General features: G+C 64.4%; 24 protein-coding genes and 1 pseudogene. 13 read left to right on the top strand and 12 right to left on the bottom strand.

All coding sequences use genetic code 11. The annotated features are described in order from the left end of the window. A partial coding sequence (locus EN990_RS19230) for an FGGY-family carbohydrate kinase (protein WP_127388350.1) occupies positions 1-1,066 on the top strand: 1,066 nt, incomplete at its 5' end. Positions 1,067-1,206: 140 nt separating this feature from the next. Continuing rightward, positions 1,207-2,238 carry a cupin domain-containing protein gene (locus EN990_RS19235; protein WP_082827445.1) on the top strand — a complete coding sequence of 344 codons (1,032 nt, stop codon included), beginning with the start codon at positions 1,207-1,209 and terminating at the stop codon, positions 2,236-2,238. A 9-nt stretch (positions 2,239-2,247) separates the two neighbouring features. On the opposite strand, the gene dinB is transcribed toward EN990_RS19235, so the two are convergent. Then, positions 2,248-3,495, bottom strand: coding sequence for a DNA polymerase IV (gene dinB / locus EN990_RS19240; RefSeq protein ID WP_127385660.1), 1,248 nt, complete (start codon positions 3,493-3,495; stop codon positions 2,248-2,250). 121 nt (positions 3,496-3,616) lie between these two features. Next, positions 3,617-4,033 carry a helix-turn-helix domain-containing protein gene (locus EN990_RS19245; protein WP_013530730.1) on the bottom strand — a complete coding sequence of 139 codons (417 nt, stop codon included), beginning with the start codon at positions 4,031-4,033 and terminating at the stop codon, positions 3,617-3,619. A gap of 97 nt (positions 4,034-4,130) precedes the next feature. On the opposite strand from EN990_RS19245, the gene EN990_RS19250 reads away from it, so the two are divergent. Continuing rightward, positions 4,131-4,736 carry a dihydrofolate reductase family protein gene (locus tag EN990_RS19250; RefSeq protein ID WP_245268621.1) on the top strand — a complete coding sequence of 202 codons (606 nt, stop codon included), beginning with the start codon at positions 4,131-4,133 and terminating at the stop codon, positions 4,734-4,736. A gap of 24 nt (positions 4,737-4,760) precedes the next feature. On the opposite strand, the gene EN990_RS19255 is transcribed toward EN990_RS19250, so the two are convergent. The 4 genes from EN990_RS19255 to ada all read right to left on the bottom strand — a co-directional run bounded on the left by EN990_RS19255 (position 4,761) and on the right by ada (position 7,713). After that, the gene (locus EN990_RS19255; RefSeq protein WP_127368858.1) at positions 4,761-5,504 is read right to left on the bottom strand and encodes a 2OG-Fe(II) oxygenase; all 744 of its coding nucleotides are present in this window, start codon (positions 5,502-5,504) and stop codon (positions 4,761-4,763) included. Then, positions 5,501-6,055 (bottom strand): methylated-DNA--[protein]-cysteine S-methyltransferase, encoded by a 555-nt coding sequence (locus EN990_RS19260; protein WP_127368857.1) that lies wholly within the window; start codon positions 6,053-6,055, stop codon positions 5,501-5,503. The genes EN990_RS19255 and EN990_RS19260 overlap by 4 nt, the downstream gene beginning before the upstream one ends. 305 nt (positions 6,056-6,360) lie before the next feature. Further along, complete coding sequence (locus EN990_RS19270) at positions 6,361-6,588, bottom strand: hypothetical protein (RefSeq protein WP_127367766.1); 228 nt, start codon at positions 6,586-6,588, stop codon at positions 6,361-6,363. A gap of 12 nt (positions 6,589-6,600) precedes the next feature. Beyond that, a complete protein-coding gene (gene ada / locus EN990_RS19275; protein ID WP_164766125.1) occupies positions 6,601-7,713 on the bottom strand; it encodes a bifunctional DNA-binding transcriptional regulator/O6-methylguanine-DNA methyltransferase Ada in 1,113 nt (370 codons plus the stop codon). Between the two features lie 130 nt (positions 7,714-7,843). Between ada and EN990_RS19280 the strand changes: the two are divergent. Together EN990_RS19280 and EN990_RS19285 are read left to right on the top strand one after the other, a co-directional pair. Next, positions 7,844-8,138, top strand: a pseudogene (locus EN990_RS19280) (type II toxin-antitoxin system HigB family toxin). Next, a complete protein-coding gene (locus EN990_RS19285; RefSeq protein ID WP_127367261.1) occupies positions 8,138-8,536 on the top strand; it encodes a type II toxin-antitoxin system HigA family antitoxin in 399 nt (132 codons plus the stop codon). The pseudogene EN990_RS19280 and the gene EN990_RS19285 overlap by 1 nt, the downstream one beginning before the upstream one ends. A gap of 15 nt (positions 8,537-8,551) precedes the next feature. Here the strand turns inward: EN990_RS19285 and EN990_RS19290 are convergent, their stop codons facing one another. Beyond that, positions 8,552-9,244, bottom strand: coding sequence for a helix-turn-helix domain-containing protein (locus tag EN990_RS19290; RefSeq protein ID WP_024501641.1), 693 nt, complete (start codon positions 9,242-9,244; stop codon positions 8,552-8,554). Between the two features lie 176 nt (positions 9,245-9,420). On the opposite strand from EN990_RS19290, the gene EN990_RS19295 reads away from it, so the two are divergent. Together EN990_RS19295 and EN990_RS19300 are read left to right on the top strand one after the other, a co-directional pair. Then, positions 9,421-9,747 (top strand): DUF1330 domain-containing protein, encoded by a 327-nt coding sequence (locus EN990_RS19295; protein ID WP_013530739.1) that lies wholly within the window; start codon positions 9,421-9,423, stop codon positions 9,745-9,747. A 121-nt stretch (positions 9,748-9,868) separates the two neighbouring features. Continuing rightward, positions 9,869-10,405: a hypothetical protein gene (locus EN990_RS19300; protein ID WP_206519198.1), complete on the top strand. Its 537-nt coding sequence runs from the start codon at positions 9,869-9,871 to the stop codon at positions 10,403-10,405. 60 nt (positions 10,406-10,465) lie between these two features. On the opposite strand, the gene EN990_RS19305 is transcribed toward EN990_RS19300, so the two are convergent. After that, the gene (locus EN990_RS19305) at positions 10,466-10,915 is read right to left on the bottom strand and encodes an ester cyclase (protein ID WP_127368854.1); all 450 of its coding nucleotides are present in this window, start codon (positions 10,913-10,915) and stop codon (positions 10,466-10,468) included. Positions 10,916-11,170: 255 nt separating this feature from the next. On the opposite strand from EN990_RS19305, the gene EN990_RS19310 reads away from it, so the two are divergent. After that, the gene (locus EN990_RS19310) at positions 11,171-11,272 is read left to right on the top strand and encodes a hypothetical protein (RefSeq protein ID WP_013530742.1); all 102 of its coding nucleotides are present in this window, start codon (positions 11,171-11,173) and stop codon (positions 11,270-11,272) included. Positions 11,273-11,409: 137 nt separating this feature from the next. Continuing rightward, entirely contained in the window at positions 11,410-13,527 is a 2,118-nt protein-coding gene (locus EN990_RS19315) for an EAL domain-containing protein (protein WP_127385662.1), read from the top strand. Positions 13,528-13,581: 54 nt separating this feature from the next. Here EN990_RS19315 and EN990_RS19320 read toward each other — a convergent pair whose 3' ends face one another. Next, positions 13,582-13,776 carry a hypothetical protein gene (locus EN990_RS19320; protein WP_024501638.1) on the bottom strand — a complete coding sequence of 65 codons (195 nt, stop codon included), beginning with the start codon at positions 13,774-13,776 and terminating at the stop codon, positions 13,582-13,584. Positions 13,777-13,983: 207 nt separating this feature from the next. Between EN990_RS19320 and EN990_RS19325 the strand changes: the two genes are divergently transcribed. Further along, positions 13,984-14,715, top strand: coding sequence for a 3-keto-5-aminohexanoate cleavage protein (locus tag EN990_RS19325; protein ID WP_127369119.1), 732 nt, complete (start codon positions 13,984-13,986; stop codon positions 14,713-14,715). A 35-nt stretch (positions 14,716-14,750) separates the two neighbouring features. On the opposite strand, the gene gcvA is transcribed toward EN990_RS19325, so the two are convergent. Continuing rightward, complete coding sequence (gene gcvA, locus EN990_RS19330; protein ID WP_127369120.1) at positions 14,751-15,653, bottom strand: transcriptional regulator GcvA; 903 nt, start codon at positions 15,651-15,653, stop codon at positions 14,751-14,753. 127 nt (positions 15,654-15,780) lie between these two features. Between gcvA and EN990_RS19335 the strand changes: the two genes are divergently transcribed. Further along, positions 15,781-16,485 (top strand): SDR family oxidoreductase, encoded by a 705-nt coding sequence (locus tag EN990_RS19335; RefSeq protein ID WP_013530747.1) that lies wholly within the window; start codon positions 15,781-15,783, stop codon positions 16,483-16,485. A 49-nt stretch (positions 16,486-16,534) separates the two neighbouring features. Then, positions 16,535-17,593: a Gfo/Idh/MocA family oxidoreductase gene (locus tag EN990_RS19340; RefSeq protein WP_127366159.1), complete on the top strand. Its 1,059-nt coding sequence runs from the start codon at positions 16,535-16,537 to the stop codon at positions 17,591-17,593. A gap of 166 nt (positions 17,594-17,759) precedes the next feature. Here EN990_RS19340 and EN990_RS19345 read toward each other — a convergent pair whose 3' ends face one another. Beyond that, the gene (locus EN990_RS19345; protein ID WP_027160753.1) at positions 17,760-18,359 is read right to left on the bottom strand and encodes a DUF922 domain-containing protein; all 600 of its coding nucleotides are present in this window, start codon (positions 18,357-18,359) and stop codon (positions 17,760-17,762) included. Positions 18,360-18,477: 118 nt separating this feature from the next. On the opposite strand from EN990_RS19345, the gene EN990_RS19350 reads away from it, so the two are divergent. Further along, entirely contained in the window at positions 18,478-18,972 is a 495-nt protein-coding gene (locus EN990_RS19350) for a hypothetical protein (RefSeq protein ID WP_244506842.1), read from the top strand. A gap of 71 nt (positions 18,973-19,043) precedes the next feature. Here the strand turns inward: EN990_RS19350 and EN990_RS19355 are convergent, their stop codons facing one another. Continuing rightward, positions 19,044-20,480 (bottom strand): PLP-dependent aminotransferase family protein, encoded by a 1,437-nt coding sequence (locus EN990_RS19355; RefSeq protein WP_127384749.1) that lies wholly within the window; start codon positions 20,478-20,480, stop codon positions 19,044-19,046. Positions 20,481-20,495: the final 15 nt, after the last annotated feature.

Raw genomic sequence — 20,495 nt, forward strand, 5'->3', positions numbered from 1 at the left:
GGTCTGCACGGTGACCTGCAAATGGACCTATCTGGCGCATGAGAGCCGCTGGGACGAGACGTATTTCCGCAAGATCGGCCTCGGCGCGCTGGCCGACGAGGCATTCGCGCGCATCGGCACCGAGATCGTGCCGGCCGGTGCCGCACTCGGCGGCGGATTGACCGCGCAGGCAGCAGCAGACCTTGGTCTCAACCCCGGCACCGCGGTGGCGGCCGGACTGATCGACGCGCATGCCGGGGGCGTCGGCACGGTCGGCGCGCGCGGCGATTTCGGCAGCGTGCTGTCGCGCATGGCCTATGTTTTCGGCACCTCGGCCTGCACCATGTCGTCGACCGCCGAGCCGGCCTTCGTCGACGGTGTCTGGGGTCCGTATTTCTCGGCCATGGTGCCGGGCCTGTGGCTGAACGAGGGCGGCCAGTCGGCAGCTGGTGCTGCGATTGATCATCTGGTGCGCATGCACCCTGCAGCCGGCGAAGCGACCGCCAAAGCGCAAGCCGAGGGGCTCAGCCTCAGCGCCTGGCTGTCGCTGCAGGCGCAAAGCCGCAATGGAGCCGCGGCCACGCCGGCCCTGGTCGGCGGCATCCATGTCGTGCCGGAGTTCCTCGGCAACCGCGCGCCTTTCGCCGACCCGGACGCGCGCGCGCTGATTGCCGGGCTCGATCTCGACACCAGCCTCGACAGCCTGGTCGGGCTCTATGTCGCCGGGGTCTGCGGGCTGGGCTACGGCGCGCGCCAGATCGTGCGGGCCGAGCATGACAAGGGCATTCCCGTCGACACCATCGTGGTCAGTGGCGGCGCCGGCCAAAGCCCGCTGGTGCGCCAACTGCTGGCCGACACCACAGGCATGGTGGTGGTGGCCTCGACCTCGCCGGAACCGGTGCTGCTCGGCTCGGCGATGCTGGGCGCGGTCGCCGCCGGTGCCTACAAGGATCTGGCGGCGGCGATGGCCGGCATGTCGGAACTCGGCGAGGTCTATCATCCTGACCCTACGTTGGCCGGCTGGCATGCCAAACGCTTCGTGGCGTTCGAATTGCTGCAGCAGGCGGGCAAGGCCATCCGAGGCTGAAGCGCGCGGCTCCTGTCGAGCCATGTCAGGAGCGTAGCGAACACCGCTTGGCGGTTTAGCCGGAAGCTGGCAGCTTTGTTCTGTCGTGGACCCTCTAGCAGCACGCGACGAGGGCAGGGCGACAGGACCAGGAGGCCCTAATGGTGGACGAAGCTAAACCGCCGCTACCATTCGCATCGGATGAGGTGCCGTGGACGGAATGGTCCGACGTGCCACGCTTCGGCCTGCGCTACCGGCATTTGTCGCTGGCCGCCCTTGGCGAAAAACACCGTGTCGGCGTGGCAATCGAGGAGCTTCCGGCTGGCAAGCAGTCCTCGCCGGCGCATTACCATATTTTCGAGGAAGAGCATGTCTTCATCCTCGAAGGGGCGCTTACCGCGTATGTCGGCGACGCGGCCTATGCAATGAAGGCCGGCGACTACATCTGCTTTCCCGCCGGTGCCGCGGCGGGGCATTGCCTGATCAATACCAGCGACGCACTGTGCCGCTATGTCATCGTCGGCGAGCGCAACCCGAATGAAGTGGTCGTCTACACCGCCTCCAACAAGGTGCTGGTACGCGCCCTGGGCCGCCGCGCGATCTTCGATCTCGCTGCAAACCGAAGCTACTGGGACGGCGAGAACACCGGCCTTACCGCCGGCGATCCGCTGCCGTCGGATGTGACGGCCGGTGTCACCAAACCCCCAGCCGCGCCGATCCCGCCGATCGCCAGCGATGCTGTCGAATGGAAGGTCGAGGGCGAAGGTCCGCGGTTCGGCGGCCGGTCCAGGCACCTGACTTATGCCGCGCTGGGACGCTCCGACTATCATGTCGGCATGCTGATCGAAGCGCCGGCGCCCGGCATGCGCTTGGCGCCCCGGCACTATCACATGCTCGAAGAGGAGCATGCGCTGATCCTGGAAGGGGAGGTGACGCTGCTGCTTGGCGAGGAGCGCCACGAAATGAAAACCGGCGATTATGTCTGCTTTCCAGCCGGCCTGGCGGTCGGGCATTCCTTCCTCAACAGCGGCACGGGGCCGTGCCGTTACCTGATGATCGGCGAGAAAAATCCCAACGAGGTCTGCGTCTATCCAGATTCCAACAAGATGGCGGTCGACGCCTTGCGCCGGCGCGACGGCATTTTCGACATGGGAGCGGTGAGGCGGTACTGGGACGGCGAAGAGATGGAGTAGCCCCCGGCTTCACAGCTCCTTCTCCGCCAACTCCCTGAATTCGTCGGGAACCGAGCGCGCCGCCTCCAGCGCCACCGTGCCGTAGCCGACCGCCTGTTTGCCGAAACGCTCGCGGATCTTGTCGATGGCGCGGTCGGCGTCGAAGCGTGCTAGGCCCTTCTTCGTGCCGGGCCGGCGCCTCTCGTCGGCGAGGCCAAGCGGCAGGTCGAGCTGTAACTCGAAGCTTTCCTCAAGATGCGAGACCGAGATCGCCAGCAGCGAGATCGTTTTCTCCTGTGGATTGTCGGCAAGCAGGCCGCGCACCAGATCGCCGGCGATCTCGGCCAGCATCGCGGTCGCCGAGATCGGCTGGTCAAGCGTGATCGAGCGGGTGACGGCTCTGAGATCGGCAAAGCGCACGCGTACCGTCACCGTGCGGCCGGGCCTTGCCTTGGCGCGCAGCCGACTGGCGACGCGGTCGGCCAGATGCAGCAGTGTCGGCACGATGACCCGTGCCACAGCCGGCTTCTGGCCAAGCGCCGATTGGGCGCCGGCCGAATGCGCGCGGCGCTTCGTCTCCAGCTTTCGCGGGTCGCGGTTCCAGGACAGGGCGGCGAGCTTTTCGCCGGCGGCGGGACCGAGCAGGCGCGTCAGCGCGCCGCGATGCGTCCTGGCCAGTTGACCGATGGTCTCGACGCCGATCTCGGCCAGCCGCGCCCTGGTCGCCGGGCCGACGCCCCACATCAGTCCGACCGGCAGATCATGCAGGAAGGCGAGTTCCGTGCCGGGTTCGACGACCACCAGCCCGTCGGGTTTGGCGACCTGCGAGGCGATCTTGGCCAGATGCTTGGTGCGCGCCACGCCGATCGAGATCGGCAGGCCGAGTTCGGCCCGCACGCGGCGGCGGATGGTTGTCGCGATCTCCTGCGGCGAGCCGAACAGATGCGTGCAGCCGGCGACGTCGGCAAACGCCTCGTCGATGGAAATGCGCTCGACTACAGGCGTAAAATCGTCGAGCACCTTGATCGCCGCATCGCCCAGCCGCTGGTAATGGCTGAAATTGCCGCCGACGAAGATCAAATGCGGGCAGAGTTCGCGCGCCCTGCGCCCCGGCATGCCGCCACGCACGCCGAAGGCGCGCGCCTCATAGGAAGCGGCGAGCACGACGCCGCCGCCCACCGCGATCGGCTTGCCGCGCAGCGACGGATCGAGCAACTGCTCGACAGAGGCGTAGAAAGCGTCGAGATCGGCATGCAGGATGGTGGCTGTCGTTTCCATCGACCGCACATCCGCAGTTGCTGATAGAATAGAACAAATAAAGAACAAAGATGGATGGTTGTCAAGCGAAGAGCGATTGGGTGCGGCAACAGCCATGCCGGTTCGGCTTGAACGCAACCGCCTAGACACTATGCTCCGTTCGCAGCGCCGCTTTCATCTTTTCCAGCGCTGCTTCGCCGCCTGCCGCCAACTGGTCGGTAATCCTGGCCAATCTCTCGTCGGCCTTGCGGTGCCTGCTGCCCCAGGCGCCGAGCGTCGCCAGCACCGGCAATAGGTCGATGCCTGCTTCGGTCAGCCGGTAGACCGTTCTCAAGCCATGCGTCGGGTCGTCGCTTCTGGTGAGGATGCCTTCGTCCTGAAGCGTTTGCAGTCGCTCGGCCAGCGTGCGCGAGGAGATGCCTTCGTCGGATTGCAGGAATTCGCGAAAGTGCTTTTTCCCGGCGAAGACCATGTCGCGGATGATGAGCAGCGTCCAGCGGTCGCCGATGAGTTCGAGCGACAGGTTGATCGGGCAGTCGGATTTTTCGCGCGTCGCCATCTATGGTTCCATTTCTAAATCACTTTACTATTGACATCGTTTTGGCCTTGCGTCAACAGTTCCAAATGTAAACTGTTTTGCGATAGCCGTGAGGAGAATGACGGTGAAAAAGCTGGTCCTGCAGATGCAGATGTCGGTCGACGGCTTTGTCGGCGCCACCGAGGACCATTCCTGGCAGCTCTGGGAGTGGGGTGACGAGAGCGCTTGGGACGATGAGCTGAAGCAGGACTTCAACGCTGTCTTCACAGGCGTCGATACCATCCTGCTCAGCCGCAAGATGGCGCAGGAGGGCTATCTCACCCATTGGGGCAATGCCGCCAAGAAGTTTCCGCACGATCCGTTCTACGCCTTTGCGCAACGCATCGTCGACGCCCGCAAGGTGGTGCTCAGTGATAAGCTCAAGCAATCGGCCGGGGAGCCGGCCTGGGAGCGCACGAGCGTGGCCAGCGGCGACCTGCCGCGCGAAGTCAATGCGCTGAAAGCGGGCGAGGGCGGCGACATGGCCGTGTTCGGCGGCGCCGGTTTCGCGTCGGCGCTGATTGCGGCCGGGCTGGTCGACGAGTTTCAGCTTTTCATCAACCCGGCGGTGCTGGGTGCGGGCCGCCGGATTTTTGATCAGGGCGGTTTTAGAAACCTGCGGCTGCTCGGCTCGAAGACCTATGACTGTGGCATGGTGGTCAGTCGCTATGCACCGGCGGGGTGAGGGGGACCTCCATCTTCTCCCTGCTCACTTCGCATCGTGAAAAATAATCCCGACCGTGTGGCGCATGCCTGAGCGCAGCCGGCTGACGCCATGACGCAGGTTGACGCGGTAATTGCCTTTGGTGCCCTGCACCGGCCGGTTGTGGACGGCAAAGACAACGGCGTCGCCCTGGCGCAGCGGCACCACCTCGACCCGGCTCTGCATGCGCGGCCGCTGCTCGGTCAGCGCGAACTCACCGCCGGTGAAATCCTGGCCCGGTTCGGAGAGCAGGATCGCCACCTGCAGCGGGAAAGCGAGGTCGCCATAGAGATCCTGGTGCAGGCAGTTGAAGTCGCCAGGCACATATTGCAGCAGCAGCGGCGTCGGCCGCGTCTGGCCGGCGGCATGACACTGATCGAGAAACGCGGCATGCGTCGCGGGATAACGCATGGCCTGCCCCATCCGCTCGTTCCACCGATTGGCGACCTCGGCCAGCCTGGGATAGAGCGCGCTGCGCAGGCCGCCCAGAAGGTCGGGCAAGGGATAGCGGAAATAGCGGTACTCACCCTTGCCGAAGCCGTGCCTGGCCATATGGATGTGGCTGCGGAAATGCTCTTCTTTGGGATAGAGGCCGGCGATCTCCCGGCATTCTTCGGGCGACAGCAGCTTTTCAATCACCGCGCAGCCGAAACCGTCGAGTTCGGCTGCAAGGGCGGGCCAGTCGTAACCGGCGACACGCGTCTGAGCAGCTTCAACCGCCGATGCGGCAACCCTAGCATGGGCATTCATATCGTAGCCTCCTTGTCGATCAGAGCGCGCTTGCGCTCGAGGCCCCAGCGGTAGCCCGACAGCGTGCCGTCGGCGCGGACAACACGGTGGCAGGGAATGCCCAGCGCAATCGCGTTGGCCGCACAGGCCGTCGCCACGGCACGGGCGCCGTCCGGCTGGCCGAGGCGCTGGGCCAGCGCGGCGTAGGTGATGGTGGCGCCGCACGGGATGCCTCGGAGCGCCTCCCACACGCGCTGCTGGAATGGCGTGCCGCGGCGCAGGTCGAGCGGCAGGTCGAGACCGACGCCAGGTATTTCGACGAAGCGCGCGATTGCCGCGAGATCGTCGCGCAAGGTGGCCCGGTCTTCGACCAGTAGCTTGCCCGGGAAGCGATGGCCAAGATCCCGCTCCAGCGCGTCGGCGTCCGAGCCGATCAGGATGGCGCAGACGCCGATCTGGCTGCGTGCCGCCAGGATTTTACCGATCGCGGATTCGCCGATGGCGTAGGTTATGATATCGAGGGCGGCGAGCTTGGTGACTGTCGCCGGAATATTGGTTTGTACGAGGTTCATTGCCTTCACTCCTTTTGTCTGTGCCTGAACCCTAGCCACCTACCAGCCGTGTCTCACTCCGGTGCTTGCTTTCAAATTCGAATCCCCAAGGCAGGTGCTCTACGGCGCCCCCCTCTGTCCTGCCGGACATCTCCCCACAAGGAGGGAGATTGGCAGTTCCTGCGCCGGCTCTCGTCCTGAAACGTTGGAGATTGGAGAAGGTCGCGATGACAGCCAATCTCCCCACAAGTGGGGGAGATGTCCGGCAGGACAGAGGGGGCGCCGTAGAGCGCTGATTTGGATCATTGGCACTTCGCCTGAGGACGTCATGCGACACGGGTGACGGAAATTTCGCCCAGCACGAACACTTCGCCTGATGACAGGCGCAACTCAACCTCGCCGGTTGCGGTGCGGCTCCATTCGGCTTTGCCATCATCGACCATCTGGCCGATGGCGGTCATCACCCGTGATTTCGCGTCAGGGGCGCGGCGGCTGCCGGCAGCTTGGGTCTGGATGTTCGCATCGGTGGTGGGAGACCTTGCCATCGCGCGCATTGCCGGTCCTCGTCAGGCCCGCACCGACCGGTTGGCATTGTCGGACGCTGCCTCGCGGTCGAGCAGCGCGCGCTTGCGCTCCGCGCCCCAGGCGTAGCCGGAAAGTGCGCCGTCCTTGCGGATGACGCGGTGGCAGGGAATGGCGACGGCAAGATTGTTGGCGGCGCAGGCGGCGGCGATGGCGCGGGTCGCCTTAGGTGCGCCGATGCGATGCGCGATCTCCGCATAGGAAACCGTTTGGCCGGCGGGGATGGCGCGCAAGGCCTGCCAGACGCGCTGCTGGAACGCCGTGCCGCGGACGTCGAGCGGCAGGTCGAGGCCGAGCGCCGGAGCCTCGACGAAACCGACGACGCGGGCGACCAGCGCCTCGTAGTCGCGGTCGCCACCGATCAGCCGTGCCCTGGGGAAACGATCCTGCAGGTCGCGCACCAGCGCGTCGGGATCGTCTCCGAGCAGGATCGAGGCGACGCCCTTCTGGCTGGACGCGACCAGGATGGTGCCGAGCGAGGTCTCGCCAACGGCGAAGCGGATCTCTTCGTCGGCGCCACCGGCGCGATAGCGCGTCGGCGTCATGCCGAGCATGCCAGTGGATTTCTCGTAAAAACGTCCGCTTGAGTTGAAACCGGCATCGTAAATCGCCGTCGTCACGCTGGCGCCGTCTTCCAGGCCCTGGCGGACCCTGGCGGCACGGTGCGCGGCGGCAAAATCCTTCGGCGTCAGCCCGGTGACGGCCTTGAAGATGCGGTGGAAATAACCGGCGCTGCGGCCGGCGGCATCCGCCAATTCAGCCAGCGAGGGTTCTTCCTCGCTCTGCTCGATCCTGCGGCAGGCAGCGGCGACCATCGCCGCGTTGCCGGCCTCGAGCGACGGGCCATGTGGATCGCAGCGCCGGCACGGGCGAAAACCGGTCGCCCTGGCCTGGTCCAGCGTGTCGTGCAACTGCACATTTTTCGGATTGGCGCGCCGAGACGGACAGGAAGGCCGGCAATAGACGCCCGTCGTCGCCACCGAATACCAGAATGCGCCGTCGGCGGATTTGTCGCGCGCGACGATGCGCGCCCAGCGCGGATCGTCGGTGATTTGCAGCGGCGCGGACTTCAGATTCTTGGCCAGGGTGATGAACATGACCGCATTGAAGCCACCACAAGCCGGCCCCGCCACCCGTTTCCTGACAAGTGCCTGGAGAACCTCACTTGCCTTTCCCAATTTGGGAAAATCCTCTTGTTCCCAATTTGGGAATTTGCTATATCAGGTCATGCAGATAATTGCCAAGAAGGCGCTGAAGGATTTGGGCAAAACACAATCAGGCCGAAGCTCCTTTGACGGCTTGGTATGTGGCTGTCGGGAATGCTGATTGGAAGACCCCGGCTGACGTCAAGGATGCGTTTGGAGCGACAGTTGATTTCGTCGGTGACAATCGCATCATTTTCGACATTAGCGGCAACAAGTATCGTTTGATTGTCCACGTCGCCTACAAGTTTCACCGCGTTCTGATCAAATTCGTCGGCACGCACAAAGAGTATGACAAGATTGATCCGGAGAAGGTGTGATGGAAAACATTCGACCCATTAAGACCGTCGCCGATTACGATTGGGCGATCGCCGAAATCACTAAATATTTCGAAAATGAGCCGGAGGTCGGCTCTCTCGATGGTGACCGGTTCGACGTTCTCGCAACCCTGATCGAGGCTTATGAGGATAAGCACTACCCGATTGAAGCACCGGATCCCGTTGAAGCCATTCATTCGCACATGGAACTGTTCAACCTGTCGCGGAAGGCGCTGGCCGAGGTGATCGGATCATCACCCCGGGCGACCGAGGTGTTGAACAAAAAGCGCGCACTCACCCTGGATATGGTCTTCAAACTGAACAAGGAATGGAAAATTCCCGCCGAAGTCCTCGTGCAACCCTATCACCTTGCAAATGACAGGGGCCGCAGGCGCGCCTAACATGCACCGATTCTCCTAAGCCGCGCGCTTGGGTTCCACCGCGAATGGGCTGAGGCCGAGCCAGGTCTGCATCTTCCTGCCGATGGCCTGGTCGCCGGTCAGGGCAACCCTGGCGCCGGCCTTCTCGACGGTCAGCACTCCCATCCAGATCGCCGTCATCGTGTGCAGGTCGGTCGAGACGTAGAGATCGACATCGAAGCCCGGATCGTACCAGCACAGATCGACCTCACCGTGCTTCTCGACGATCAGCCACCACGACCGTTTGGACGCCGGGAGATCCTGATACAGGAATTGTATCACCGTGCGCCCTTCAGGCAGCGGCGAGGGGTTTAGATTGCGCCGCATGTCCCACATCAGCAACGACGGATCGAGGTTCTTCAGCGACAGCCGGGACTCGACCCATTTCTGCCCCCAGAAGCCCATTGCCTCGACGACAGGACGCAAATCCCGGCCGGCTTCCGTCAGCCGATATTCGAAGATGCCTTTTTCGCCCGGCACTTCCTTGCGCTCGACGATCCCGGCGATCTCAAGTTCCTTCAGCCGTTGCGACAGAAGGGTCGGCGACATTTTGGGGACGCCGCGGCGAAGATCGTTGAAGCGGGTCGAGCCGGCCACCAGTTCACGCATCAGCACCATGGTCCAGCGGGTGCACAGCACCTCAGCGGCCATCGATAGCGGGCAGAATTGTTTGTATCCGTGCTGGCTCATGATTGGTGCCTCTCCCTCAAACCTGACCGAATATTAGGCCTTCATGAATGAAGCGGCCAGTACGGAAACTGTACTGCCCCGGTACAGATCGCGGACTGGTTGGCGAGGGTCCTGCCATGCGAGCCTTTTGGCCGGTTGCACGGGATACGCCTGTGCACCGCAACCAGGAGACCACCATGACCGCCTACGTTATCGCAGACATCAAGATAAACGACCCGCAGTGGGTGCCGGCTTACGCCGCCTCGGTGCACGATCTCGTCCACAAGCATGGCGGCAGATATCTGTCGCGCAGCGGCAATGTGAAAACGCTTGAAGGCAAGCCGCTCGATACCACGCTGATCGCGCTGATGGCGTTCCCGTCGGAAGCGGCGGCGCGCGCCTTCACCACCGATCCTGCCTACGCGCCCTTCGTCTCGGCCCGTCAGGACGGCAGCGACAGCCGTTTCCAGATGATCGACAACACCGATCTGGCCGGAACGATCCCGTATCTGCCGAAGGGATGATCCTTTTCGGTAGCCGTTACATCAATTTCGGGATCTCCAAGCAACAACAGCCACAGCGCTTGCCTGCCGGGCCTCCGTATTTTCGGCGGCCGGCCAGCTGTGCTTTTTCAAGAAGAATGGAATGAAGATGATATCAAACTTTCGCAGCGGACTTCTTATGGCGGGGACCATGCTGGCAATCTGCACCACCCTCGCGCAGGCGCATCAGGAGCCGGCTGAAGCTGCCTCCGGCCCCAACCCGCTGGCCGACAAGGTGCGGGCTGTCAACAGCCGGTTTGTCGACGTCAAGACAGCGGTATCAGAGGGCTATGCGCCTATTCCTTGTGCCAGCGGCATCACCGGCGGCGCCATGGGCATCCACTATGTCAACGGCCAGTATCTGAAGGACGACAAGATCGACATCGCCCGTCCCGAAGCTGTGATGTACGAGCCGATGGCCGATGGCACGCTGAAGCTGGTGGCGGTCGAGTACATCACTTCGAAAGGACCGGCATCGTTGGACGGCCAGCTGTTCAACTTCAACAACGCCCCCAACCGCTATGGCCTGGGTGAATTCTACGAGCTGCATGTCTGGGCCTGGAAAGGGAACCCGACAGGCACGTTCGCCGACATGAATCCGAAAGTGTCATGCGAGCACGCAATGGCGCCGAGCCAATAAGCAATGAGGCCAGGCGGCATTGACGCCGCCTGGCCCGAACGATCGTTTTGCCTGATCGCCTCAGGCGGTCTTGATCAGACCGAGCTGGGTGAGGGCGGCGACGCCGTCATCGAGGCCGATTTCCTCGACGATCCTGCCGTCAACCACCTTCAGCACCGTGGTGCCGGTGAAGCGCATGATGCGGCCGGTGGCGGCCGGCAGCGAACCGACGAGGAAGTCGCCGAAGGCTGGGCCGGTATGCGTGCCGCCGCCCTCCCACTGGCCGACGACATAGTCGCCCTCGGCAATCAGGTCGGCGGTGGCCCAGAAGTTGAGGTCCGGGAAGGCGGCGCGGAAGTCGGCCATGAAGGCCTTGATGTCGTCGCGGCCGCGGCGCGGCTCGTGCAGCGAATATTTCAGCAGCATGTCGGGTGCCGCGATCTCGTCGACGACCGACAGATCGCAACGTTCACCCCAGAAGTGGGTGAACCATCTGACGACGACGGCCTTGTTGTCTTCTTGCTTGGTCATTGGAAGGTCCTTGTTGTTGTCGTGCATGGGATCATCGGCGCCGCCGATGATCCAGGGGTCACCGGCTTGCGCCGCTGACCTGGGCAGCAGTAGGACGATCCGCCAGACACAAAACTCCGGTTCCTGCCGGCCAATCGAAAAGGCGGGTTCGGCGCCGGGCAGGGCCGCCTGGGCCGGAACCCGTTCCGCTGAGCCCAAGCATGGCTGCCCCGCCTCAGCTAGACCCTGGAAATCGGATGGCCACGGGAGAAGGCGATGGCAATGAAGAAGACCTATGAAAAGCCGAGGCTCGAGAAGCGCGAAAGACTGTCCGGCGTGACGGCGGGCAATGTCGTGTCGTCGACCTGGGGAAATTGACGGCTGCCTGGAGTAGTTCGGTACGGCCTTGATGAACAGGGGCTCCCAATCAGACGTCGAAACTCCGCCCGCGCGGTAACTGTTTCTTCTCTGGTTTTGCCGCAGATTGCGCCGCGGTGGAGCAGGCGAAGCAGACGATGGCGCGTCAGGATAAGAAAAGTCGCAATGGAACGTTCTGGGCAAAAGCCCTGGAGCGCGCGCATCTTGGCGTCTGGGACTGGGATCTTGTGACCGGCGACTGCTTTTATTCCGCGACCTGGGCGCGGATGCTAGGCTACGATGAGAGCGAATTGGCCAACACCAGCGACCTTTGGCTGCAACTGACCCATCCCGACGACCGCGAGCGGGCGCTGGCCAGCGGCGACCGCCACATTGCCGGCCTGACCGACGCCATCGAGACCGAATTGCGGCTGAAGCACAAGCAGGGACATTGGGTGTGGGTGCTCGATCGCGGCGGCGTCGTCGAGCGCGACGCGATGGGAAAGCCGCTCAGGCTGATGGGTGTGCAGACCGACATCTCCAAGCAGAAGGCCGCCGAGGCCGAACTCGAGCAGGTCAATGTGCGCTTCCGCCTGGCGCTCGCCGCCAGCGGCACCGGCATCTGGCACCACGACCTCGCGGGCGGCAAAAGTTATTGGGACCAACGCACCAGGGAGATTTTCGGGCTCGTCTCCGACACCGCCGAAGTCGAGCGCGACCACTGGTTCGGCTATCTGCATCCGGACGACAAGGACGCCGCGTCGCGCGCGCATCTGGTGCCGCTCGAAACGGACAAGGTCACCGCCGTGCAATACCGCATCGTGCGGCGCGACGGAGAGGTCCGGCACATAGAATCCCTGCTGCGTTTCATCGCCGACCCGCAAATTCGGGACCGCCGGCTGGCGGGGCAGATCCTGGGCACGGTGCGCGATATCACCGAAGACAAGCAGCGCGAGCAGGAGCTTGCCTATGCGGCCCGCCATGACGCGCTCACCGGTCTCTTGAACCGCGCCGCGTTCGACCGGCTGCTGGCCGATCATATCGCGGCCGCGCAGTTGCTGCCGCTTTCCGTGTTCTATGTCGATCTCGACTACTTCAAGGCGCTCAACGATTTTGCCGGCCACGCGGCCGGCGACCTGGCACTGAAAAGCGTTGCGCAAGGCATTCTGGGCTGCCTTCCCGCGAAGGCGCATGCCGCGCGCCTGGGCGGTGACGAGTTCGCGCTGCTGATGCCCAATTGCGATGCGGCGCAGGCCGGGCGGCTGGCCGACGCGGTACTTGCCGCGGTTCGCGATGCCGAACTTGGATCGACGGCCACGTCGCGCAAGCTGGCGGCCTCGATCGGTATCGCTTTCGTCGATGACGCCGACACGACGGTGGCCGACGCGCTGGCCTGTGCCGACGACGCCTGCTACGCGGCCAAGGCCGCCGGGCGAAACCGATTTGCCGTCTTCTCCACCGATACGGCATCGGGTTCGGGTGGCCTCAACGCGGCGCGCATCGTCGCCGATACGGTCGATGCCATGGAAGACGGTAGGCTGAAGCTGTTTGGCCAGGAAATCCATCTTCTGGGCCGCCCCTGGCAGGAAAGCCGCCATGTCGAAGTCTTGGCCAGGCTCGCCGCACGCAACGGCCGGCTGGTGCCACCCGGCGAGTTCATTCCGGTGGCCGAGCGGTTCGGCATCGCGTCGCGGCTCGATCGCTGGATCATCCGCACCGCGCTGTCGCGGCATGGTGCCGCCTTGCGTTCGGGGGCGCTGACGCTTGGCTTCAATCTGTCGGCGCAGACGCTGAGCGATCCGCAGCTTTGGGACTTCGTCGACAGCGTCATAGAAGAAACCGGGGCGCCGCATTCGGGCATCGGCTTCGAGATCACCGAAACCGCCGCCGTCACCAATTTCGATGCCGCCGAACAGTTCGTGCGCAAGGCGCGCGAGCGGCGCTGCCGGGTCGGCCTCGATGATTTCGGAGCCGGCATGAGCTCGTTCGAATATCTCCGGCGGTTCCCCGTCGACACGATCAAGATCGACGGTTCCTTCATCGAGCACATCACGCAAAGCCGCTTCGACCGCGAGATCGTGCTGGCCATCACCAGCATTGCCCGTAGCCTCGGTTGCGACGTGGTCGGTGAGAAGATCGAACGGCAGGACACGCTGGCCATGTTGAGCGACATGGGGGTCGCCTTCGGCCAGGGATTTTTGCTGCACCGGCCGGAGCCGCTCGAGCGAATTGTCGCGCGCGCAACCAAGGGAGCGACGGCCCGCAAGGCATCGTGATCCGGGTGCGGCGAGTTTCAGGCCAGGCCGGACTGGCCTGAAACTCGACACTTTCTATCCGGTTCGCCGCGCCGTCGATTGCGGGAACTCCAGCACTCCAGCCTCGGGTCGCCTGTGCTGCGCCTCCGTCACCGCTTCGATCAACAGATCGAGCGCGTCACAGGCGGCACGGCTCGTCTCGTCATTGCCTTGCAGATAATGATAGGCGCGTTCGAGGTGGATGCGGGCGGCTGAAAAATCGCTGGTCAATGGTCCCTCCATGATCCCGCCCTAAAAAGAGCTTGCCGGAGACGAGGGAACGCCGGGTAAATATCCACAAGCGGCTTTTATTCAAATGCCGCCGAATGTTGTGAGCAGGCGCGCGGCGTTGAAGCTGCCGATCTCCCCTACGAGGGGGAGATTGGCAGTTTCAACGCCGCACAGCTACACTGCGGCCCCTTGCGCAAGGTGACATCGATGATCGTCCAGGCCTGCATCAACGGCGCGCGTCCGCGCGATTTCCACCCGAAGCTGCCGCTGACCGCCGAGGCAATGGCCAGCGATGCGGCAGCCTGCGTCGCCGCTGGAGCGGCCGAACTGCATATCCATCCGCGCGGCACCGACGGACGCGAAAGCCTGGCAGCCGTCGACGCCACGGTGCTGGCGGTGCGCCGGACCTGCCCGGGAACACTGGTTGGCGTGTCGACCGGCGCCTGGATCGAGAACGACGTCGAGCGGACCCGCGCGGCGATCGCCGGCTGGCGAGACCTGCCTGACTATGCTTCGGTCAACCTGTCCGAACCGGATGCGCCCGCCGTGATGGAGTTGCTGCGCCAGCGTGGTGTAGGCATCGAGACGGGGCTTGCCGTCGTCGCCGATGCCGAGCGCTTCGTAGCGCTTCCCGGCCACAACCAGGTGCTGCGCAATCTGATCGAGATCGACATCCCCGATCTGTCCGCTGCACTCGATGAAGCGCATGGCATCGCCGCCGTACTCGAGCGCGCCGGGGTACGGCAGCCGATCCTGCTGCATGGCGTCGACACGACTGTCTGGCCCCTCGTCGAGCTTGCGCATCGCCAGCGCTGGTCGACACGGGTCGGTCTGGAAGACGGCAAGACGCTCGCCGATGGCAGGACGGCCAAGGACAATGCGGAAATCGTCGCTGCCGCCGTGGCGATCTTTCGCGGTGCGCCCGTCGTTGCCTCATAGGCAAGCGGCTTGACGTCTCCGTGCGTGCGAAGGTCTCACGACAAAGGTCGTCGCTCTCCAGCATCCAGCAACCATTGCCGCACGGCTTGCGTCGGCTCGGGATGGCGCTGTTTTCTCGGCATCACGACATAAAAATCCTGCGTGCCGCGCATTTCGCCGCTGACGGGCTGAACCAGACGGCCGGCGGCGAGGTCGGCGGCGACGAGAAAGCGGCTGGCCAGCGCAATGCCCTGGCCGGCCACCGCCGCGTCGATGGCGAGGCCGGTCTGGTTGAAGCGCATGCGTTTGAGTTCGGTCGTCATCTTCAGGCCGACCGCCTTTTCCGTGAATTCCGGCCACAGATTGTGGGCATCGTGCAGCAGTACGTGGTGCTGGATTTCGGAGGCCGCGATCTCGATCGCGCCGGCCGGCAGCAGGGCCGGGCTGCACACGGCGACGATCTGCTGGGGAAACAGCAGGTCGACGACCAGCCCGGCGCCGAAGGGTGGGCGGCCCTGCCTGACCGCGATGTCGACGCCATCGGCCTGGAAGCTCGACAGGCTTTCGCTGGCCAGTACGCGCAGGTCGACCAGCGGGTGGTGCGCGACGAAGTCGTGCAGTCTCGGGATAAGCCATTTGGTGGCGAAACTCGGCGTCACGCTGATCGTCAGCCGCGCCGGCTCGGGACGAAGCAGCAGCGTCGCCTCCGAGATCAGGTCGAAGGCGCGGCGGATGTTGGGGACATAGGCGCGGCCCTCATCGGTCAGCGCCAGGCCGCGCGGCAGCCGCTCGAACAGCTTCGTGCCGAGATCGGCCTCCAGCCCGCGAATGTGCTGGGCGACCGCCCCTTGCGTGACGTTGAGCTCTTCGGCCGCGATGCGGAAGTTGAGATGACGCGCCGAGGCTTCGAAGGCGCGCAGCGCATTCAACGGCGGCAAGCTGAGGAAGGTTTCGGGCATGCAGTAGTTTTTCTACAGGTTGATTTCAGGCATTCTGGTTCGAACCGACGGGGAAAACCAGCTATATCGACGCTCAACTCCCGAAAACACCGCTTGCGGTGCCCGCAAACCCTGAGAGGAAAATCCGATGAGTGTAGAAAAAGTAGCTGTGGTGGTGGCCGGCGGCAGCGGCATGGGGGCGGCGGCGGCCAAGCGGCTGGCGGCGGACGGCTTCAAGATTGCCATTCTTTCCTCTTCGGGCAAGGGCGAGGCGCTGGCCAAGGAGCTTGGCGGGCTCGGCGTCACCGGCTCCAACCAGTCGAACGACGATCTGCACCGCCTCGTCGACCTGACGCTGGAGCGCTATGGCCGCATCGACGTGCTGGTCAACAGCGGCGGCCACGGGCCGCGTGCGCCGATCCTCGAGATCACCGACGAGCAATGGCACACCGGCATGGACGTCTACCTCCTCAACGTCATCCGGCCGGTGCGCATCGTGGCGCCCCAGATGGTCAAGCAGAAGGGTGGGGCCATCATCAACATCTCGACGGCCTGGGTGGTCGAGCCGAGCCCGATGTTCCCGACGTCCGCCGTGTTCCGAGCCGGCGTTGCCGCCTACACCAAGATCTTCGCCAACACCTATGCCGCCGACAATGTGCGCATGAACAATGTGCTGCCCGGCTGGATCGACAGCCTGCCGGCCACCGAAGAACGCCGCGACTCGGTGCCGATGCAGCGCTACGGGACTTCGGAAGAGGTCGCCGCGACCATCGCCTTCCTGGCGTCGGAGGGCGCCGGCTACATCACCGGCCAGAACATCCGGGTCGACGGCGGCATTATACGCGCTATTTGAGGGCGTCGGCCGGGAGGGGATTCCGGCATCTCACCCCAAGGAGCAAATAATGCGGCTTTTGATACTCGGCACCGGCTGGATGGCGCAGGAACATGCCCGGCGCTTCAGCGCCATCGAGGGCGTCGACATTGTCGGCGCAGTCGATGTCGATCCGGCGCGGGTTGGCGAGTTCGCCGACAGCTTTGACATTCCCAACCGCTTTACCGCGCTGGAGGAGGCGCTGGCATGGGGCGAGTTCGACGCGGTGGCCAATGTCACGCCCGACCGCATCCACCACCCGACCACCATGGCGCTGATCGCCGCCGGCAAGCCGGTGCTGTGCGAAAAGCCGCTGGCCGAAAACTTCGGCAAGGCGACCGAGATGGCCGATGCCGCCGAGGCTGCCGGCATCGTCAACATGGTGAACCTCACCTATCGCAATGTGGCCGCGCTGCAGAAAGCGCGCCAGATGGTGCAAGCGGGCGAGATCGGCACCGTCAGGCATGTCGAGGCGTCCTATCTGCAGAGCTGGCTGGTGTCGAAATTCTGGGGCGACTGGCGCACCGATCCGAAATGGCTGTGGCGGCTGTCGCGCGGCCACGGTTCCAATGGCGTGCTCGGCGATGTCGGCATCCACATCCTCGATTTCGCCAGCTATGGCGCAGCCGTCGACATCGACCATGTATTCTGCCGGCTGCGCGCCTTCGACAAGGCGCCCGGCAACCGCATCGGCGACTACGGACTCGACGCCAATGACAGCTTCGCCATGACGCTGGATTTTTCCAACGGCGCCTTCGGCGTGGTGCATGCCAGCCGCTGGGCAACAGGCCATCTCAACGAACTGCGTCTGCGCATCTATGGCGAGAAGGGCGGCATCGAAGTGGTGCACAATCTCGACGGTTCGACGCTCAAGGCATGCGTGGGGGAGAATGTCGAGAACGCCATATGGGAAGAGCGCGACCCCGGCACGGTGGAGACCAACTACCAGCGTTTCACTGACGCGGTGCGCACGGGCGTGCAGGCCGAACCGTCCTTCCGCCATGCGGCCGAATTGCAGAAGGTGCTGGATCTGGCCGTGGTGTCGGACGAGAAGCGGGCGGAGCTGAGAGCGAACGCGGAAACGCGGTGAGGGCTCGCACCTCGCGCCCATACCGCAGTAGCTGGAAGGGGCCGAGTTCTGTCAGACTCCCCTCTGCCCTGCCGGCCATCTCCCTCGCAAGGGGGGAGATCGGCAGCTTCAATTGCTGCTCCTGGTAAGTCATCAGTGCCCGCCTCCTGATCCGTGTCAGGTGGCTTCAGGGGCCGGTCACGAGCGAAAAAACCAGTTTCTGCAAATTCCCGCCATTGCCGAATTCGATACGGTCGAAGTCGCGGCTTGCCTGCACCCGCGCCTTCGAGATCGCGTCGAGCCGCTTGACCACCTCGGCCCTGGTCTTGCTGCATTCGGGATCGTCGGCGACGGTCAGGCCGTCCGTCGCGGCTTGGATGTCGTGGACCATCTGGACCATGCTGGCGCCATGCACCTTCTCATGGGCGGCGACGCCGGCGATGAAGGTGTCCCAGTTCTTCTGGACGGCCGGCGGCAGGGAGCGGGAGGGTTTCGGCAAAGTGTAGGTGACGATCAGCTTCGGCCGCCCGGCCGTCAGCACGCAGTCCTTGCCGCTGGGCTTGTAATCCCTTAGCCCCCAGGTCAGCTTGAAATTGGTGTAGGCGATGGCGCGGGCAATGCCGAGCTTTGGCCCTTTCTCGCCGATCGAGCGGTAGAGTTCGGCGCCGGACTGGCCCGAGATCGCGTAGGGCTCGATCTTCTCGACCGGCTTCCACTCGGCATGAGCGGTGAGCGGCAAGGCCAGCAGGGCGGCAAAGGACAGACACAGGCGAATGCAGGCTCTCAATCCAACTCTCCGCGAAACAGGACCGGCTGCCGCAAGGGGCAATGCCATCGGATCGCTTTTTCCTATATGCTGGCGACGGGCGCTGCAAATGCCCTGAAGGCAGTCAATTGGGGGAGCCATGAGAGTTGCACATCTCGTCGTCGCCGGTGCGGTAGCGGTCCTGCAGGCCGCGCAACCGGCGTTTGCCGCGTCGTGCGGCGGCTGGAGCGCCAGGATGGAGGAAGACGAGGGCGGCAGCGTGCTGACGGCCTCGGTCTGCGGCGGGCCGAAAGGCGATGCGTATCTGATGCTGACCTGTTTCGACACGCCGGTGCTGAGCTACGATCTCGGCGCCAACGGCCAGCAATTGGAGCCTGGCATCAGCGGTTCGTTCGCGTTCAAGGCCGACGGCAAGACGGTAACTAAGGCGCTGCAGCTGGAGGCCATGTACAACTACTTCGTGGTCAACCTGGCGAAAGCCGATCCGCTGCTCGACCTGTTGCGCGGCAAGGGCGATGTGTCGGTCAGTTCAGCCAAATATGGCGAGATCAGCTTTCCGCTGAAGGGTTCAAGCGCGGCCATCGGCAAGGTGCTGGCGCAGTGCGGCAAGGCCCAGCCCGCCGATGGGGATTGAGGACTTCGTCATCCGAGGGCCTCCGAGACGGAGCTGCGCTCCTGCTTCGCCCTAGGATTGTTTGAGCAGGATCAGGTAGTTTGGCGGCCGGGACTGCGGCCCATCACCCCACCCAGTCGTACCGTCGCGGCCATCAGTTCCTCGTCCGAAAACCCGGAAAAACCCAGCACCAGGCCTTGCCGGGACGCCCCGCCGATGAACATCGAGGACAAGGCCCTGGCGCCGACACCTGCCGCCTTCGCCGCCTCGACGATCGCCGTGTCCGGCCCGGCGTGCTTCAGCGTCGCCATCAAGTGCAGCCCCTGTTCGGGCACGGTTACTTCGAGGGCATCGCCGCAATGCGTCTCGAGGCCGGCGACCAGCACGTCGCGCGCGGCTTGCACCCGGCGGCGCACGCGCCTGAGATGCGCGGCGAAATGGCCCTCGTTCAACAGGTCGGTCAGCGCGCCTTCGGCCAACGTCGAGGGGAAGCGGTCGGAGCGCGCCCTGACCGCCATGACGGCATCGAGCAGCGCTTCGGGCACCACGACATAGCCGATGCGCAGGCCGGGGAAGAGGATTTTCGAGAAGGTGCCGAGATAGGCGACACGGCCCGAGCCGTCCATGCCCTGCAGCGAGGTCAGCGGCGGGCCGGCATAGCGGAACTCGCTGTCGTAGTCGTCCTCGATGATCCAGGCATCGTTGCGCCGCGCCCAGTCGAGCAAAGCGAGACGGCGGCGCATCGTCATCGTCACGCCGAGCGGATATTGATGCGAGGGCGTGACATAGGCCGCGCGCGCCTTGGAGCACAGGCTTTCGCCGATCTCGGGATCGAGCCCTTCCGCGTCGACGGGTACGCCAAAAACCCTGGCCCCGCTGCCGGCCAGCACGGCGTGCGCCATGGGATAGCAGGGGTTTTCGATCCAGACGGCATCGCCGGGACGAAGTGCTGCACGCACCAGGAGATCGAGCCCCTGCTGTGTGCCCGACGTCAGCACGATCTGGCCGGCGTCGCAGCGCACGCCGCGTGCGGTCCTGAGATAGGTGGCAATTGCCGTGCGCAGCGGCAGGCCGCCGCGCGGATCGCCATAGCGGAAATGCTCCGATCCGGGGCGGGTGAGGTGGCGCGACAGAAGGATGCGAAACATATCAAGCGTGCGCGGATCGGAGACCGCAACGCCAAGGCCGCAAGGTAGCGACGCCGCGACCTCGATCTCCGCTGGACGCGGCTTGATCAGCGTCAGCGGCAGATGCGGCACATCAGGCGCGACGAAGGTGCCGGCGCCGACCTTGGCGACCGCAAACCCCTCCGAGATCAGCATTTCGAAACAGGTAACCGCCGCCGAACGCGACAGGCCGAAGCGCTGTGCGAGATCCCGGGTGGTCGGCAGTTTCGCCCCGGCGGCCAGCGCGCCGGTCTCGATCAGCCGCCTGAGCGCCGCATAGAGCTCGCGGCTGCGCGGGCCGTCGCCCGGCAGGACCGGGATCAGCGCCGACCAATCCGGAAAATTGGTCTGGTTTTTCTTCATGGGATTGGTTCTTTT

Source organism: Mesorhizobium sp. M7A.F.Ca.US.005.03.1.1, from assembly GCF_003997975.1.
Lineage (GTDB): Bacteria > Pseudomonadota > Alphaproteobacteria > Rhizobiales > Rhizobiaceae > Mesorhizobium > Mesorhizobium ciceri.